This window comes from Bartonella sp. AR 15-3 (assembly GCF_002022445.1).
Lineage (GTDB): Bacteria > Pseudomonadota > Alphaproteobacteria > Rhizobiales > Rhizobiaceae > Bartonella.
The window spans coordinates 674,288-691,835 of sequence record NZ_MUYE01000001.1 but is presented as its reverse complement, the minus strand read 5'-3'; the positions used below and the strand labels follow the sequence as shown (position 1 = coordinate 691,835).

The 17,548-nt window shown below is 33.8% G+C and carries 14 protein-coding genes; 6 read left to right on the top strand and 8 right to left on the bottom strand.

Annotated features, from left to right (window positions below; translation table 11 throughout):
• Nucleotides 1–20 precede the first annotated feature (20 nt).
• From ttcA to BAR153v2_RS03135, 4 genes are all read right to left on the bottom strand, one after another.
• Nucleotides 21–857 (bottom strand): tRNA 2-thiocytidine(32) synthetase TtcA, encoded by an 837-nt coding sequence (gene ttcA / locus BAR153v2_RS03150; protein WP_078680279.1) that lies wholly within the window; start codon nt 855–857, stop codon nt 21–23.
• A gap of 296 nt (nt 858–1,153) precedes the next feature.
• Nucleotides 1,154–1,771 carry a 30S ribosomal protein S4 gene (gene rpsD / locus BAR153v2_RS03145; RefSeq protein WP_078680278.1) on the bottom strand — a complete coding sequence of 206 codons (618 nt, stop codon included), beginning with the start codon at nt 1,769–1,771 and terminating at the stop codon, nt 1,154–1,156.
• A 173-nt stretch (nt 1,772–1,944) separates the two neighbouring features.
• Nucleotides 1,945–2,757: a glutamate racemase gene (gene murI, locus BAR153v2_RS03140; RefSeq protein WP_078680277.1), complete on the bottom strand. Its 813-nt coding sequence runs from the start codon at nt 2,755–2,757 to the stop codon at nt 1,945–1,947.
• A 25-nt stretch (nt 2,758–2,782) separates the two neighbouring features.
• The gene (locus BAR153v2_RS03135; protein WP_078680276.1) at nt 2,783–3,604 is read right to left on the bottom strand and encodes an RNA methyltransferase; all 822 of its coding nucleotides are present in this window, start codon (nt 3,602–3,604) and stop codon (nt 2,783–2,785) included.
• A gap of 295 nt (nt 3,605–3,899) precedes the next feature.
• Between BAR153v2_RS03135 and sfsA the strand changes: the two genes are divergently transcribed.
• Genes sfsA through radC form a run of 3 tightly spaced genes read left to right on the top strand, consistent with a single transcriptional unit; the run spans nt 3,900 to nt 6,248 of the window.
• The gene (sfsA, locus tag BAR153v2_RS03130; protein ID WP_078680275.1) at nt 3,900–4,613 is read left to right on the top strand and encodes a DNA/RNA nuclease SfsA; all 714 of its coding nucleotides are present in this window, start codon (nt 3,900–3,902) and stop codon (nt 4,611–4,613) included.
• Nucleotides 4,606–5,436, top strand: coding sequence for a type I methionyl aminopeptidase (gene map / locus BAR153v2_RS03125; protein WP_078680274.1), 831 nt, complete (start codon nt 4,606–4,608; stop codon nt 5,434–5,436). The genes sfsA and map overlap by 8 nt, the downstream gene beginning before the upstream one ends.
• A 17-nt stretch (nt 5,437–5,453) precedes the next feature.
• Nucleotides 5,454–6,248, top strand: coding sequence for a DNA repair protein RadC (gene radC / locus BAR153v2_RS03120; protein WP_078680273.1), 795 nt, complete (start codon nt 5,454–5,456; stop codon nt 6,246–6,248).
• A 42-nt stretch (nt 6,249–6,290) separates the two neighbouring features.
• On the opposite strand, the gene BAR153v2_RS03115 is transcribed toward radC, so the two are convergent.
• Nucleotides 6,291–6,503 carry a DUF3126 family protein gene (locus BAR153v2_RS03115; protein WP_078680272.1) on the bottom strand — a complete coding sequence of 71 codons (213 nt, stop codon included), beginning with the start codon at nt 6,501–6,503 and terminating at the stop codon, nt 6,291–6,293.
• Nucleotides 6,504–7,272: 769 nt separating this feature from the next.
• On the opposite strand from BAR153v2_RS03115, the gene tyrS reads away from it, so the two are divergent.
• Together tyrS and BAR153v2_RS03105 are read left to right on the top strand one after the other, a co-directional pair.
• Nucleotides 7,273–8,526: a tyrosine--tRNA ligase gene (gene tyrS / locus BAR153v2_RS03110; protein WP_078680271.1), complete on the top strand. Its 1,254-nt coding sequence runs from the start codon at nt 7,273–7,275 to the stop codon at nt 8,524–8,526.
• Between the two features lie 145 nt (nt 8,527–8,671).
• Complete coding sequence (locus BAR153v2_RS03105; protein ID WP_078680270.1) at nt 8,672–9,151, top strand: peroxiredoxin; 480 nt, start codon at nt 8,672–8,674, stop codon at nt 9,149–9,151.
• Nucleotides 9,152–9,161: 10 nt separating this feature from the next.
• On the opposite strand, the gene prfB is transcribed toward BAR153v2_RS03105, so the two are convergent.
• The 3 genes from prfB to BAR153v2_RS03090 form a co-directional block, all read right to left on the bottom strand.
• A protein-coding gene (gene prfB / locus BAR153v2_RS03100; protein WP_143245207.1) for a peptide chain release factor 2 occupies nt 9,162–10,287 on the bottom strand; the annotation gives its coding sequence in 2 pieces (ribosomal slippage) (nt 9,162–10,217 and nt 10,219–10,287; 1,125 coding nt in all).
• 152 nt (nt 10,288–10,439) lie between these two features.
• A complete protein-coding gene (locus BAR153v2_RS03095; protein WP_078680268.1) occupies nt 10,440–12,905 on the bottom strand; it encodes a penicillin-binding protein 1A in 2,466 nt (821 codons plus the stop codon).
• Between the two features lie 156 nt (nt 12,906–13,061).
• Nucleotides 13,062–14,291 carry an N-acetylmuramoyl-L-alanine amidase gene (locus BAR153v2_RS03090; protein ID WP_078680267.1) on the bottom strand — a complete coding sequence of 410 codons (1,230 nt, stop codon included), beginning with the start codon at nt 14,289–14,291 and terminating at the stop codon, nt 13,062–13,064.
• 576 nt (nt 14,292–14,867) lie between these two features.
• Between BAR153v2_RS03090 and BAR153v2_RS03085 the strand changes: the two genes are divergently transcribed.
• Entirely contained in the window at nt 14,868–17,465 is a 2,598-nt protein-coding gene (locus tag BAR153v2_RS03085; RefSeq protein WP_078680266.1) for a ribonuclease E/G, read from the top strand.
• The last annotated feature ends 83 nt before the right edge of the window (nt 17,466–17,548 follow it).

Below are 17,548 nucleotides of genomic sequence, written 5' to 3'. Positions count from 1 at the left end.
TATTTTCTAGCATCTTATAATTATGACAAACTCTTAAAAGAAAAAAGTTTTTTATCAAGTAAATGACTAGGACGAACATTTGTTAAGGCACGGATCATGATGTCTTTGCGTCCTGGCATTTTTTTTTCAATATCATTGAGCATTTTTTTCATTGCATTGCGCTGTAAACCATCTTGACTCCCACAAAAATTACAAGGGATGATAGGGAATTGCATCGCTTGAGAAAATTTCTCTATATCTTCTTCAGCAGCATAGATAAGAGGACGTAAAACAAAAAGATCTTTTTCATCATTTATAAGTTTTCCAGGCATAGCTGCTAGTCGGCCACCATGGAACAAATTCATAAGGAATGTCTCTAAGACATCATCACGATGATGACCAAGTACCAAAGCAGAGCATCCCTCTTCACGTGCAATCCGATATAAATGTCCACGTCGCAACCGAGAACAAAGTGAACAATATGTTTGTGTTTGTGTTAATTTATCTGTAACGATTGAATAAGTATCTTGATACTCAATGCGATATGGAATCTGATAATAATTTAAAAAATCGGGAAGAATATGCTTTGGAAAAGCTGGCTGACCTTGATCAAGATTACAAGCTAAAATGTCAATAGATAGAAGACCACGCCATTTTAAATCAAGCAAAAGTGCTAGTAAAGCATAAGAATCTTTTCCGCCTGATAAGGCAATAAGCCATTTTTTTCCTGAAGAGAGCATAGAAAAATCATCTAATGCCTGCCTTATATGGCGCAAAAGACGTTTACGTAATTTATTAAATTGTACAGTTGAAGGAGCAACCCAGAACATCGGATGACAATCACCAGTCTTTTCTTCCAAAGGATCACTCGTATCCATGTTTTTTTTTCATCACACAAAATTTGATTAAAATTCAATTTATAATATCATAACTCTGTATAATACAATGACTTAATCCTGCAATAATAAATTATAATCCAATAGCAGACATATCACATAATCTAAGTCTATTTTAATCAATTTGTACGTTTGAATTATACAAGAAAAAATCATCAAAATGCATTGCTATAGAGAATAATAATAGACACCATCCGTTGCTATTATCAAGAACACTGCTATAGCATAATAATTTTGATATATAGAGAAAATTAAAACAATGATCTCTGTATAAAAAGCTAACGAGAATAAAACTCAACAACCAAATTAGGTTCCATATGAACAGCATACGGAACATCTGCAAAAGCAGGTATACGGATAAAGGTTGCTATCATCTTGTTATGATCTACATTAATATATTCAGGCACATCACGCTCAGCTAATTGTACAGCTTCCAAAACTAAGACAAGTTGTTTTGATTTTTCACGGACCTCAATCACATCACCTGGTTTACAACGGTATGACTGAATATTTGTACGCCGACCATTGACATTAACATGACCATGATTAATAAATTGACGAGAAGCAAAAATGGTAGGCACAAACTTTGCACGATAAACAATAGCATCCAAACGCGACTCTAAAAGACCTATAAGATTTTCACCTGTATCACCACGACGACGAGCAGCCTCTTCATAAGTTTTGCGAAATTGCTTTTCTGAAATATCGCCATAAAACCCTTTTAATTTTTGCTTAGCGCGCAACTGGATTCCATAATCAGAAAGTTTCCCTTTACGGCGCTGACCATGTTGTCCAGGACCATATTCGCGGCGATTAACTGGAGATTTTGGGCGCCCCCAGATATTTTCTCCCATACGGCGGTCAATTTTATGTTTTGTTGTTTCGCGTTTACTCATCGCATTTCCTTTAAATAAAAATAAGATCAAAAATTAGATCTTAAGGAAACGCGCCCTCCTCTGTTTTCAAAAAAGAAAACCGACAGGACAACACCTGCATCAACTGCAAATTACCCACGGGACACGTCAATTAATGATCTTTCTCAGAAAAAACATCTTAACTTCTACTTATCTTACAATTTAAAGTCAACTCCCTTCATTATTTTTAAGTGAAACTTTTGCAATAAATTTTCAGTTGAAGGGCTTATATTTTGTGATGTAAACAAAGTGAAATCTGTATATTCCTTCATATTCTTGTTTTGGATTTTCATTGGTAATAATGATCTTATGTGTTTAGCTATAGCTTTTGCTGGATCGATCCAATCAACCGGCCATAAAGCTTGTTCACGAAATAAGTTGATCAAAAAAGGATAATGTGTGCAAGCTAAGACAATAATATCAGTTAATTTGCCATTTTTCTCAATAAAGCATGGCAAAATTTCATGGCGTAATTCTTCATAATTGATAGGATAACCACGTAAATAATTCTCAGCAAATCCTGCTAGCTTTTCACTTCCTACAAGCTGTACATAACATTGACCAGCAAAAGAATTGATTAATTCATGTGTATATGCACGTTTAACTGTGCCAGGAGTTGCTAATACTGAAATAACACCAGATTTTGTTTGTTCAGCAGCTAATTTAATTGCAGGAACAGTTCCTACAAAATGAATATTAGGAAATTCGCGTCGTAAATCTTCTATCATTAATGTAGAAGCTGTATTGCAAGCAATCACACATAAAGCAGGATTATAAAGTTCTAGAAGATATGTAAAAATCTTTAAAATACGGTGTCTTAACATCTCCTCTTCCCAGATACCATAGGGAAATCCTGCATCATCAGCAACATAAATAAATTGGTACTCGGAAACAAAAAGGCGTACTTCTCTTAGTATTGTTAGTCCACCAATACCACTATCAAAGAAAAGAAGAGGTTGTTCACTCATTAAGTATTCACATTTTTTTAAGTATTCACATTTTTTTTAATTTTTTGCGATCACGCCCTTCGGGGGCTCCACTACCCCGCGGAAATTTAGGCGAAAAATGATCCAGTGAAGATATAACACCTCGTAAGAGCTGAATTTCAGACTCGCTAAAATTTGCGCGTGTAAAAACAGAGCGTATATTTGTAACCATTACTTCTTTACGCTCTTGAGGTCTAAAATATCCACGAACATCTAAAGCATCTTCCAACTGTGATAAAAAACCATGAAGTGTTGCTTTATCGGCTGGTTTTAACTTTATTGCACGAAAAGCCGTATCACTCAAATCTTCCAAGCCTGATTTCATCCATTCGTAAGCTATTAACAAAACGGCTTGCGCTATATTAAGTGATGCGAAAGCAGGATTAACTGGAAAAGTAATAATCTCATCAGCAAGGCTAATTTCATTATTCTTCAATCCCCACCTTTCTCTTCCAAATAAAATACCTGTTTTATGACCAATATTCTCATAATAACGCAAAATATTTGCAGCTTCTACAGCACTTTTAACAGTTTTAAAACCACATCTTTCACGTGCTGTCGTCGCATAAACATAATTTAAATCCGCAATTGCATCGCATAATGTATCGAATATTAGTGTATCATTAATGATATGATCTGCTTTGCTGGCTGTAGCCTGAACTTTTTCATTTGGAAATATTTCTCGCGGTTTAACAAGTCGAAGTTTTGATAAACCAAAATTGGCCATCGCTCTTGCTACCATACCAATATTTTCTGATAATTGTGGCTCAACTAAAACAATAATTGGGCCATTCATTACATTTTGACATTTTCTATTTGTTCCGGCCATTTACTTCACCAGTTTTCATAAATTATGCCTTCATTATTAATTTTTTAAAACGCAACTTTTTAAATGAATATTTCATAAAATAACCTTATTGAGGACAGCCATAACTAATTTATCTTTGCAAATGATGCTTCTATTGATTGAATAGTCAATAGAATAATGAGCTTTGAAAGAAAAATAACTAAAATATTTATAACAATAATTATAAAGACGCTATTTAAGCGCTAAGCTAAAGTTAGTATAACTCTTTATTATGATCCGAGTTGAATTAAAAAATCATATATTTTAATAAGGTCGTATGTTCTTTGTTTCCAAACTTCATCCTGCAAAACTTATTTGTCGTTATAAACGCTTTCTTGCTGATGTTAAAAAGAATGACCAACACATCTTTACGGTTTCTGTTCCTAATACTGGCTCGATGCTTGGATTAACAACTCCTGATTCTAATGTTTGGCTTTCCTATAGTGATGATCCAAAACGGAAATATCCGTATCGCTTAGAAATTGTTGAAACAGATAATACCTTAGTTGGTATTAATGCAACTTTAGCAAATAAACTTGCTTTGGAAGCAATTCAAGATGGGATATTGCACGAATTTAGTGATTATAAAACAATTTTGAAAGAACAACGCTACGGCCAATCACGTATTGATTTTCTCTTACGCAATAACGATTTGTCTGAGTGTTATTTAGAAGTAAAAAATGTCCATTTTATTCGCCAAAAGCAATTAGCAGAATTTCCTGATACCATAACAAAACGTGGTGCACGCCATCTTGAAGAACTGATAAAAATTGTGCAACAAGGAAAACGAGCTGCCATGTTATATGTAATTCAACGAGAGGACTGTTCCGCTTTTAAAATTTGCCATGATCTTGATCCCATTTATGGATGTAAATTTGATTTAGCACTAAAATCAGGGGTAGAATTTTATGCTATAAAATGCCACGTAAGTGTCGAAGGTATTTTTCCGATTCATCAAGTAAAGATAGAAAATAATAAAAAAAATGGTTAGTTATATTGAATATAATAAAGCTCCTTTAAAATTTAATGGTCAAATCCGTATTTTCGATGATTATGCTTTTTCTCAAATGCGTAAAGTTGGTCGAATTGCAGCAGAATGTCTTGATGCACTCAGCGACATTATTAGGCCAGGTGTTACAACACAAGAAATTGATGATTTCGTTTTTGTTTTTGGAGCTGAGCGAAATGCTTTGCCCGCTGATCTGAATTATCATGGGTATGGTCATTCGTGTTGTACATCTATCAATCATGTTGTTTGCCATGGAATACCAAATGAAAAACCCTTACAAGAAGGTGATATTGTTAATATTGACGTGACATTTATTCTCAATGGTTGGCATGGAGACTCAAGCCGTATGTATCCTGTTGGAAAAATCAAGCGTGCTGCAGAACGCTTATTACAGATAACTCATGAAAGCCTCATGAGAGGAATTGCTGCAGTCAAACCTGGAGCAACGACAGGTGATATTGGTGCTGCTATTCAACATTATGCAGAATCGGAACGCTGCTCCGTTGTAAGAGATTTTTGTGGGCATGGAATTGGTCAACTTTTTCATGATGCACCAAATATTTTACATTATGGAAAACCAGGCGAAGGTGCAGAGCTTAAACAAGGCATGATATTTACTATCGAGCCTATGATTAATCTTGGCAAACCACAAATTAAGGTTTTATCGGATGGTTGGACTGCTGTTACCCGGGATCGCTCTCTGACGGCACAATACGAACATACAATTGGCGTAATAAGTGAAGGATGTGAAATATTCACTCAGTCTCCTAAAAATATTTTTTATACTTTAAATTCATGTAATTAAGTAAATGTAGAAATATCATGGCAAAAAAGACTAATAAAAATGGAGTCGCCGAAAATAGTTCTTTTGAACTAACATCAACTGTTCCAGCTCATCCAGTACCACAAAGGAATAATAAAAAAATTAAGAAAAATTCAAAAGTATATAGACATTATCAAGGACATCGTGAACGTCTTCGTAAACGCTATTTAAAAACAAAGGGTAACGCGATTGAAGATTATGAATATCTTGAACTATTACTTTCTCGTACTATTCTTCGAGCTGATATAAAACCAATAGCTAAAAATTTATTAGCGAATTTTGGTTCATTAGCCGATGTGTTGACAGCAGATATTCATCGACTTCAAGAAATTGAAGGATGTGGTCCAGCTACTGCTATCGATCTAAAAATTATTTCAGATGTAGCAGGACGCCTTGCTCGTGCACAATTGTATAAGCGTGATATTTTTTCTTCATGGGATAAAGTATTAGCTTACTGCAAAGCCGTAATGGCTCATGAAACGCGTGAGCAATTCCGTGTGTTATTTCTTGACAAAAGGAACGGTTTGATTTCCGATGAAGTACAACAAACTGGAACTATTGATCATACCCCTGTTTATCCTCGCGAAGTAATTTCTCGAGCTTTGCAATTATCGGCATCAGGATTGATCTTAATTCATAACCATCCTTCAGGTAATGCTTCACCTTCTAAAGCAGATATATCGATGACACATAGATTAAAAGACGCTGCAAACGCATTAGAAATTACTATTCATGATCACATTATTATCGCACGTAATAATTATACAAGTTTTAAAGAATTAAAGCTTATATAAAAATTCAATTAGAGAGAAATTCTATTTAATTACAATCATATATCAATTATCTAAGTCGATACCTAATATAGCCATAGAAAAATTGTAAGATACTTCATTGTCCTCTTCATCGCGATAAATAATACCTAAGAATTCATCTCCTATATAGACTTCGCAAGAATCATTCTTTTTAGGTCGTGCCTTTATTTGTAAGGATGAATTTTGAAATTTGGTTTTAAAATAACTATCAAGTTTTTTGATTTCATCAACATTCACTGTACTCTCCTCTATTTTCAAATTACTAACTTAAATACATTATTGTATCAATAAGCTGCTCTTATTACCATTGGTAAAGATAGAAAGTTTTGTCTAAATCCTCAATCAATAATACATGTATAAGCAAGATTACTTTTTATAAACTTTACTAAATGATCTTTACATAAAATTTGTAATGCTAAAATCTATCCGATAAATATATGGCGTAAAGGCTTTTTTTTGATGCATAAAAAAATCTTAGCACTCATTACATCTTTTAGAACTGTTATGATAGATAGATTCTATATTTCTTTGAATATACCACACGTTATTACTTACCTTTTATAAAATCTTATGGAAAATTTTTATTTAGATTTTTACTCATTCTGATATTAAAGAATAGATAATTTATTCAATGAATTAGTATTATTGATCTTCTAAAGCTAAGATTATAAATTCATTCTAAGTTCAATATCATACATTTTAATTATTACAATTATTCGTAAATCTCGTAATTGCGATTATTGTAATTTTTTTATAAAAGCTTGTATATTGGCGTTTTTTATCAAAAGCGAGCAATTGTATTATGCATAAAAATATAAGAATTTGATAAGGACACAAAAAATAAAAACATAATTTATTGTTTTTTATATATTTTTTCTTTTTATCAATCTATCATTATATTCGCTAAAATTCTCGTTTCTTGTGAAAAGTGTACCATTTGATAATAAAAATTGTATTAAGTGCATAATATATAAACAGATATTACAGTTAAGAGGGAATGAGATTCATGTTTGCTTTTAAATCTGAATTTTTGCATACTATAAGCGAACGGGGTTTCATTCATCAAATTTCAGATGAAAAAGGCTTAGATGACCTTTTTTTAAAGGAAACCGTAACTGCTTATATTGGGTTTGATCCAACAGCTTCGAGCCTACATGCTGGAAGCCTTCTTCAAATTATGATGCTTCATTGGTTGCAGAAAACTGGTCACCGCCCTATTATATTAATGGGTGGTGGAACAGGCTTAATTGGTGATCCTTCCTTTAAAGACGAAGCTCGGCGTCTTTTAACACACAATGATATTATTGAAAATATCATGAGCATTAAAAAAATATTTACGAATTACTTAACATTCGGTAATAAAAAAACTGATGCATGTATTGTGAATAATGCTGAATGGCTATGCCATTTAAACTATCTAGAATTTTTACGCAATGTAGGAAAATATTTTTCAATTAATCGCATGTTATCATTTGATTCTGTTCGACTAAGACTCGAACGTGAACATTCTTTATCATTTCTTGAATTCAATTATATGATTCTGCAAGCTTATGATTTCGTAGAGCTTAATAAGCGTTATGGCTTACGGGTACAAATGGGTGGTTCTGACCAATGGGGTAATATTGTAAATGGTATTGAATTAGGACATCGCTTAGGAACACCCCAATTATACGCATTAACTTCACCATTACTTACAACTTCTTCTGGTGCCAAAATGGGTAAGTCACTCAATGGTGCTATATGGCTCAATGCAGATATGTTTTCTCCTTATGAATTTTGGCAATATTGGCGTAATACAGAAGATCTTGATGTTACACGATTTTTAAAGCTTTATACTACATTACCAATGACCGAGATCGCTAAACTCTCTGCATTAAAAAGTGCTGAAATTAATGAAGCAAAAAAGATTCTAGCAACAGAAGTTACTGCAATGCTACATGGTCGCACTCTCGCAAATGAAGCTTTAGAAACCGCATGTAAGACCTTTGAAGAAAAAATGTTTGGAGAAAATCTTCCCAATATTAAAATCAATGCTACAGAATTAAAAGCAGGCATTGGAGTGCTTACTCTTTTAGTAAAAGCAGGGCTCGCTAGATCAAATAGTGAGGCACGTCGATATATCCAAGGCGGTGGTGTACGTGTAAATGATCAAATTATTGAAGATGAAAAGCATCTTATTGTTGAAAAAGATGTCAATGCAAATGAAGTAATTAAGCTGTCTTTTGGTAAGAAAAAACATGTTTTAATTAAACCAATATAATCATTTATAATTATTTTAGTTATATTAGTACACTATATTATGATAGAGAAAAGTTTTCTGAGGAATCTATCCTATAATTGAATAATTTTTTGCTATACATTCATATCTTATGCAATGATTTTACATAACAAAGAGAGATAATGTAATGACAAGACTAATGAAAGGTGATACCGCTCCTAATTTTAATTTACCGCGTGATGGTGGAGGGCAATTAAGCCTTTCTGATTTTAAAGGAAAACCAGTTGTTTTATATTTTTATCCAAAAGATGACACAAGTGGATGCACAAATGAAGCGATCGATTTTACCCGATTAAAAGAAAAATTTAATGAAATCGGAGTCACGATCATTGGTATGTCTCCAGATAATATTGCTAAACATGATAAATTTAAAATAAAACATAAACTTGATATTATCCTTATTTCAGATGAAGAAAAAACTACACTTGATGCTTACGGCGTTTGGGTTGAAAAAAGCATGTATGGACGTAAATATATGGGTGTTGAACGGAGTACTTTTCTAATTGATTCAACTGGAAAAATCGCTGAAGAATGGCGTAAAGTTTGTGTATCCGGACACGCTGAAAATGTTTTAGCCGCCGCATGTGCTCTGTGTGCTGTAGGATAATGCTACATAATTAATTAATATCTCTCAACTCTTGTTTCCCGTGAACGCGTTGAGCAAGTGCGGCTTCTATGAATGCATCTAAATCACCATTGAGTACAGTTTGTGGATCAGTATTTTCAAGTCCTGTACGCGAATCTTTAACAAGCTGATAGGGTTGAAGAACATAAGATCTAATTTGATGTCCCCAGCCAATTTCTGTTTTAGACGCCTCAACTGCGTTAGTTTCTTCTTCTCGTTTTTTAAGTTCTTCTTCATAAAGGCGTGCGCGTAACATTGACCAAGCTGTTGCTCTATTTTTGTGTTGAGAGCGTTCTGTTTGACATTGAACAACAATACCAGTTTTTATATGCGTAATACGTACTGCGGAATCTGTAGTATTAACATGTTGGCCTCCAGCTCCTGATGCACGATACGTATCAATACGAACATCTGCTTCTGAAAGGTCAACTTCAATATTTTCATCAACAACCGGATAAACCCAAATACTTGCAAAAGAGGTATGTCGTTTTGAATTTGAGTCATATGGCGAAATACGAACTAAACGATGAACACCTGATTCAGTCTTTAACAAACCGTAAGCATTATGTCCTTTTACAAGAATAGTAGCTGATTTTATACCTGCTTCTTCACCATCATGAGTTTCTAGTACTTCAACTTTCATTTTATGCTGTTCAGCCCAACGAGTATACATACGCAAAAGCATAGAGGCCCAATCTTGGCTTTCTGTTCCCCCTGCTCCAGCATGGATCTCTAAATAAGTATCGTTTGAATCTGCTTCTCCTGAAAGAAGCATCTCAATTTGTCGCTTGTCTATTTCGCTTTTAAGTTGACGTATTGTATTTTCAGTTTCAGCGATAATTCCTACGTCATTTTCTTCTTCACCCATTGCTATTAGCTCAATACATTCCTCAAGCCTTTGTGCAAACAACTGAGTGCTATTCATCGAGTCTTCGAGATTTTGACGTTCACGCATCATATCTTGTGCTTTTTGAGCATCATTCCAAAGCAACGGATCTTCTGCCTTTTGATTGAGATACTCAAGGCGTTTTAGTGACTCCTCCCAGTTAAAGATGCCTCCTTAGCAAACTAATCGCCTGCTGAATTTCATCAACTAATGTTTCTATTTCTGCTCTCATAATTTAATACCTTAGTCATTATTTTTAAAATAATAATTTTTTTGAATTTTTTATTCTAATAATTTTACAAAGTTATTTATTACATCTCAATTATGAACAACACGGCGAATATTATTCATATCTGTTAGCCTATCAAAAGAATTTTTTTCAAATCAATATAATCCACCGCTACCATCTTGAAGAGCTTTATTAACTTGTGGAGAAGTAGTGACGGCTGGAACCCCTTCTTGAAAAAAGTCTGTTCCACCAATCACTTGATATATATCAGCAGGACCAGTTCCTGGTTTAAATGCTTCTATGATAACATCGTTATCTCCTGCTTGAGCAAGCATACCTGTTTTGCGATTAATTGGCATTAAAATCATATCTTCTGGCACTTTAAACGGCACGTCTGGTTTGCCTTGCAGAGCAGCTTGTATAAATTCACCAAAGACTGGTACTCCTAATGAACTTCCTGTTTCGTTATATCCCAATGAAGCTGGTTGATCATATCCCATGAAAACACCAACAACAAGGTTAGGTGTAAATCCTACGAACCATATATCCTTAGAATTATTGGTTGTACCCGTTTTACCAGCGATATGCCGATTAAGATAACGTAAACGTGCAGCTGTCCCACGTTGAACAGCTCCTTCCATCATAGATGTAATTTGATAAGCTGTCATAGAATCAAGAACTTGATCTCGTTCATCGATTAATGTCGGTTCGCTTTGATTATCCCACGATTGAACATTACAATTCTCACATAGACGGTTATCGTGACGGTAAATAGTTCTGCCGTAACGATCTTGAATTCGATCTATAAGAGAAGGTTTAATAGAACGTCCACCATTAGCAATAACTGAATAAGCTGTTACCATCTTTAAAAGTGTTGTTTCTCCAGCTCCTAAAGCCATGGGAAGATAAGGTTGCAATTTATCTGTAAGACCAAAACGTTCTGCATACTCAGCAACAATAGACATGCCCATATCATTGGCAAGCCGCACAGTCATAAGATTACGAGAGTGTTCAATTCCATAACGTAATGTAGAAGGTCCTGCAAATGTACCACCATAATTTTTAGGTCGCCAGATTTGCCCATTAGTTTGACGTACTTCAACGGGACCATCTAAAATTACTGATGCTGGTGTATATCCATTGTCAAGCGCTGCGGCAAAAACAAAGGGCTTAAAAGCAGAACCTGTTTGGCGATAAGCTTGCGTTGCACGATTAAATTGAGATTCAGAAAAGGAAAACCCCCCTACCATTGCAAGAACACGTCCTGTATGAGGTTCCATAGCAACAATAGCCCCTTCAATTTTTGGGATTTGTTGTAAACGATAAGTATTATTACTATTTGATATTTTTTCGACAAAAATAACATCTCCAACCTGCAAGACACTCGATAAACTCTGAACAGTTTTCCGATTACCATTTTTGTCAATAACACTCAGTGCCCATTTTGATTCAGATTCGGATAATGTAGCAATTTCTTTTTTTTGTGATAATAAACCTGAATTTTGATGCTGTGGCTGTAAACCAATTTTTACTGTATTAATGTCAGTAGAAAGAACAACCGCTAAACGCCATTCAGGTACATCACTTAATCTAGCAATACCTTTGAGTACAATATCCCAATTATCTTGGATATTGATATGTTTATAAGGCCCACGCCATCCTTGCAAATGATCAAATCTAATTAAACCATTTCTCAAAGAACGTTGTGCAATAAGTTGAAAATTTGGATCAAGTGTTGCACGAACTGAAAGCCCACCTTCATAAAGTGTTTTGGTTCCATAGAGATTCATTAAATGACGGCGTATTTCTTCGGTAAAATAATCAGCAGCAAAAACATAGCTATCACGACCGCGTATCACTGTTCCCAAAGGCTTTTCTTTAGCTTTCTCACCTCGTTCTGGCGTTACATATCCATTTGCAACCATTCTATCTATAACCCAATTTCTCCGTTCAATGGCGCGCTGTATATGCTTGAATGGATCGTAATTTGCTGGACCTTTAGGAAGAGCCGCCAAATAAGCACATTCTTCTAAAGTAAGTTCACTCACAGGCTTATTAAAATAGGTCAATGATGCTGCCGCAACACCATAAGTACCACGACCAAGGTAAATTTCATTGAGATAAAGTTCAAGAATATGATCTTTTGAATAAGTTTTTTCAATACGCATTGCTAAGATGGCTTCTTTTAATTTACGCTCAAATGTTGCATCTGAGCTTAAAAAAAAGTTTTTAGCAACCTGCTGTGTAATAGTTGAAGCTCCTTGCGGACGTTGGCCAGAACCAATATTCATAATGTTTTTGATTAGAGCTCTAAAAAGCCCAGCAGGATCTAAGCCAAAATGATGATAAAAATTTTTATCTTCAGCTGCAATAAAAGCTTCTTTAAGAATTCTCGGTATTGTTTTGATAGGTAAATAAAGGCGATATTTGTTAGCAAATTCGGCCATAAGATGACCAGTCGCAGCATGAACACGAGTCATCACAGGTGGCTCATATAATGAAAGCACCTCATAATCAGGAAGCTCTTTAGCTTGATTAGGAGTCATTATTACCCACATCATTATTCCACAAAGCGCAATAACTTTAGAAAAACTCAAAAAACATCTAAAAAAAATTATCATTGAAATGGGTATCACTCTCTTTTAAATTTATCAGACGGAACATACTTTAATTTACCGCTAATAAAGTGTAATTTTTACCAATATTGAGACAAATATAAGACTATTATTTGTTTTCATATAAGATATTAATATTATTCACTCTATCACCCTATATACTTAAAGAGATTGTGTAGTTTTCTGCCGATCTGCTGCAAATTGGCGAATAGAGTTAGCGATAGCAGTAACCATTTTTTTTCTCCATTGGGAATCATTTAGTAATTGTTCATCTTCTTTATTAGATAAATAACCTATCTCTATCAAAATAGAAGGGATATATGAAGCTTTTAAAACTAAAAAATCAGCATATCGATGAGGTTTATTTATCAAATTGATTTTATTTTTCGATAAATTTAAAATAACACGATTAGCAAAATCAACTGAGAATATCTGAGTTTCACGTCGAATAAGATCAATTAAAATATCTGTAACTTCAGCTGCTTCTTCTGCTATTAATCCATCAAGAAAATCTACTTTATTTTCATGATCAGCTAAAGACTTTGCAATAGCGTCAGAGGCTTTATCAGAGAGAGTATATACTGTAACACCACGAAGAGAAGGAATATTAATGCTATCTGCATGAATGGATATAAAAAGATCAGCGTCAAAATCTTGTGTTTTTTTGACTCTTTCGCTTAACCTTAAAAATTCGTCAGAGTCACGTGTTAAGATAATCTGAATATTAGAGTCTTTTTTTAATTCCTCCCGTAATGCACGAGCAAAAACAAGCGTTATATTTTTTTCTAAAACTCCAGTAAAACCTTTTGCTCCACTATCAATTCCGCCATGACCAGGATCAAGAACAACGCGAAAATGACTTTCTGAACTTATTCGTTTTTTTATATCACGATAAATTGTTTCTTGAGTTTGTAGTGATTCGTTAAAAGCTTTCTCTGAACTTTGAGTAATATCAATTAATATTTGCCATAAACCATTATCTAATTTTTCTACTCTACTATTTTTTATAGAAAAGGCAGTTTTGCTTGTAAGAATAATACGTGAATCTCGCATATCAGAAAAATCATAATGTACATCTAATAGCATATCTGACAAAATATTTTTTTTGTTTAGAGATTTATCTTGTGCTGAAAAATCAACTATAGGTAAATTAATAACCAGACGCGTAGGCGTATTTAAAATCTCTAAATAAAAATTTGGTTCAGCATTAAAAAGTGCAATAATACGTGTAGACGAATTAACATTAACGGTTTGCAAATTAATAAATTTTAATGCGTTAGCAGCTTGAATATGAGGCTGATACATTAAAAAAAGTAGTAAATAGCATATAAGATGCAAAAAAACATTTCTATAACCAATTTTTGGCTTTTTATTAAAGAATCTTTTAATCATAAGTGAAATGCTTTTTTTGTATTTTCTATTAATTTTAAAGTATATATTATTTTTTAAATTTAAGCATTGAATCTTTTAGCCACAAAATATCAAAAAAATCAAATTTAAGACAGTGATTATATTGTATTATTCAGAAATTACATTATCACTTGCCAAAAGCATAATATCAACATAAAAGAATATATTAAGATTCTTAGGTGATGTAACTATCTAGTATTGGTAAAATTATTGATAATTCATATTAAGTTGTCTTTAAAAGATTTATCGCATACTATGCGTTTATGCTTTTTATAAGTAAAAAGTCTTTATTCCTCAATACAGTAGGATTCGTGATTTAAGATTCGTTGGTTTGGTTATCCAAACTATTATCGAAATTGTTTTGCCGGAGACTTAAAAATATGAGTCATATAAAACAGACAAGAGCAATGAAAGTAAATGCTGTAATGTGTTTGCATATGCCAGTCTGTTTAGCTATATCGGCCTCCCTTTTTTATGGCAGACAGCTCTTTATTTTTGCAAATAATTATACTGTTTATTTAAATAAAGTTATACATGTCGCCTTCAGGATTTTAACTTATGTCAAACAAAATGCTTATCGATGCCTCTCATCCAGAGGAAACACGTGTTGTTGTCGTTCATGGTAATAAAATTGAAGAACTTGACTTTGAGTCAGAACATAAAAAACAACTTAAAGGGAATATTTATTTAGCGCGTATTACGCGTATAGAACCATCGCTACAAGCTGCTTTTATTGAATATGGTGGTAATCGCCATGGTTTTTTAACCTTTGCCGAAATTCATCCTGATTATTATCAAATTCCTGTTGCCGATCGTCTTGCTCTCCTTGAAGAGGAGAAAGCTGTTATTAATGAAAATTATGAGGATGCTCCCATTGAGGAAACAACCCTCAATAAAAAACGCTTAAAAAAAAATAAAAATAATAAAGTTATAGCAACGAATATTGAAAACGATCTTATATCTGAAGAAATTATAGCTGATGATGTTGAAGAAATACTGGATTTTTCCAATGATGATATCGAAATGGTTGGAGCAGAAGATGCACTTGAAGAATTACCTGCCTATCCGCGTAAACAGGGTCGTCAATATAAAATTCAAGAAGTCATTAAGCGCCGTCAAATTTTATTAGTTCAAGTAATCAAAGAAGAGCGTGGTAATAAAGGCGCAGCACTCACGACTTATTTGTCTCTAGCGGGTCGCTATTCTGTTTTAATGCCTAACACAGCTCGAGGTGGCGGTATTTCACGGAAGATCACTAATATACAAGATCGCAAACGTCTTAAAGATATTGTAAAAGAACTAGAAGTTCCCAGAGGTATGGGAGTTATTTTACGAACAGCTGGAGCAAATAGAACAAAAGCTGAAATTAAACGTGATTATGAATACCTCATGCGCCTATGGGATACTATTCGCACTTTAACACTTAAATCAACGGCGCCGTGTTTAATTCACGAAGAAAGTAATCTTATAAAGCGTTCTATTCGTGATCTTTATGATAAAAATATTAATGAAATTCTTGTTTCGGGAGATCAAGGATATCGTGAAGCTAAAGACTTTATGCGCATGCTCATACCAAGTCATGCGAAAGTTGTTCAACCTTATCGTGATACTACTCCTATTTTTACGCATCATAATATCGAAACTCAACTTGATAAAATGTTGCATCCGCAGGTTAATTTAAAATCTGGAGGTTATTTGGTAATTAACCAAACAGAAGCACTCGTCGCTATTGATGTAAATTCTGGTCGCTCTACTAAAGAGCATTCTGTTGAAAAAACAGCCTTACAAACTAATCTTGAAGCTGCAGAAGAAATAGCACGCCAATTACGTTTGCGTGACCTTGCAGGTTTAATTGTAATTGATTTCATTGATATGCTAGAAAATCGGAATATTAAGCTTGTTGAAAAAAAATTAAAAGATTGTTTAAAGCAGGATCGCGCTCGCATTCAAGTTGGTCATATTTCACATTTTGGTCTTATGGAAATGAGTCGTCAACGTATTCGTGTATCCGTTCTAGAAAGCACTACACAACCTTGCCCACATTGTGCTGGAACCGGAAATATACGCTCGGAATCATCGATCGCGTTACATGTTATGCGTTCAATTGAAGAATATTTACTTCACAATTCACAACATAATATTATTGTACGCACACCCCTAACAATAGCACTCTATGTACTAAATCATAAACGCCATATTCTTGTTAATTTAGAAACACGTTTTGGGCTCAGTATTAACATTGAAGCAGATGATAGTGTTGGAACACAACACTTTGCTATTTCTAAAAGCTCAATAGCAAAAGGAGATCCTTTTTCTTCAACAGTTATTGAAGATAATGATATAAAAGAAATTGAAAATACTGTCCTAATTAAAAACAAAACCGTTGAAAACAACAAACAACGTCAGCGTAAAAAGCACCAGATTGAATCTAATAATGATAGTATTTCTTCTGCTACTGACAAAGATGATGCTCCCAATGGTGAAGATACTCATCGCCGCGGGCGTCGTCGTGGACGCCGTGGAGGCCGGCGTAATCAGAGTAATAATTATCAGCCTCGTGTTTCCTATGCAGAGCCTGTTGGAGATTTTGCTAAAAAAGCTTTAGAAGAAATTAAAGCAGAATATCACCAGTATCATAAGATTCCAGCCGCTGAGACTGTTGGTTTCAATGAAGACAGCCACTATAAAAACCATTTAAGCAGTACACAGAAAAATGAAATTATAGAAAGTTCTACTGCTATTAAATCTAAAAAGCGTAATGTAAAATCTTCAGAAGTTTTACAAAATAAACAAGTCCTTACAAAGAACAAAAATATAACAACACCAAAACAAGAACTTGTTGAGGAAAAGTTAGTTACCAAGTCTAATCGGAAAAGTAAAATAAAAGAAATAAATGAACTCGCGAATGAAGTGATTTCTACAAATACAAAAAAATTAACATTGAAAATACGAAGAAAAATAGCAACTAAAAAATCTGTACAAACGCCTGAAATGACAGAACAAGAACCTGTGATTGAAAAAAATGTTGAACATATTTCTTCTTCAGTTGCGATAACATCTACTGAACCTATTGTGACATCATCAGAAGCTGAAACTAATAAAAGAACTGAGCGTGTAGGTTGGTGGAAACGTAAAGGTTTTTTCTCAAAAAAATAATTAATAAAGAACCGCTATAAAATATTTTATAGCGGTTTAAACAGATGAATATTAAAAGGTAAATTGACAACCTTTTTAAATTT

Bases quoted from the DNA above. Each gene is read 5' to 3' on its own strand.
- BAR153v2_RS03135 (WP_078680276.1), bottom strand. From the start codon at position 3,604: ATGGCCGGAACAAATAGAAAATGTCAAAATGTAATGAATGGCCCAATT.
- sfsA (WP_078680275.1), top strand. From the start codon at position 3,900: ATGTTCTTTGTTTCCAAACTTCATCCTGCAAAACTTATTTGTCGTTAT.
- BAR153v2_RS03085 (WP_078680266.1), top strand. From the start codon at position 14,868: ATGTCAAACAAAATGCTTATCGATGCCTCTCATCCAGAGGAAACACGT.
- radC (WP_078680273.1), top strand. From the start codon at position 5,454: ATGGCAAAAAAGACTAATAAAAATGGAGTCGCCGAAAATAGTTCTTTT.
- rpsD (WP_078680278.1), bottom strand. From the start codon at position 1,771: ATGAGTAAACGCGAAACAACAAAACATAAAATTGACCGCCGTATGGGA.
- murI (WP_078680277.1), bottom strand. From the start codon at position 2,757: ATGAGTGAACAACCTCTTCTTTTCTTTGATAGTGGTATTGGTGGACTA.
- map (WP_078680274.1), top strand. From the start codon at position 4,606: ATGGTTAGTTATATTGAATATAATAAAGCTCCTTTAAAATTTAATGGT.
- tyrS (WP_078680271.1), top strand. From the start codon at position 7,273: ATGTTTGCTTTTAAATCTGAATTTTTGCATACTATAAGCGAACGGGGT.
- ttcA (WP_078680279.1), bottom strand. From the start codon at position 857: ATGGATACGAGTGATCCTTTGGAAGAAAAGACTGGTGATTGTCATCCG.
- BAR153v2_RS03105 (WP_078680270.1), top strand. From the start codon at position 8,672: ATGACAAGACTAATGAAAGGTGATACCGCTCCTAATTTTAATTTACCG.
- BAR153v2_RS03095 (WP_078680268.1), bottom strand. From the start codon at position 12,905: ATGATAATTTTTTTTAGATGTTTTTTGAGTTTTTCTAAAGTTATTGCG.
- BAR153v2_RS03090 (WP_078680267.1), bottom strand. From the start codon at position 14,291: ATGATTAAAAGATTCTTTAATAAAAAGCCAAAAATTGGTTATAGAAAT.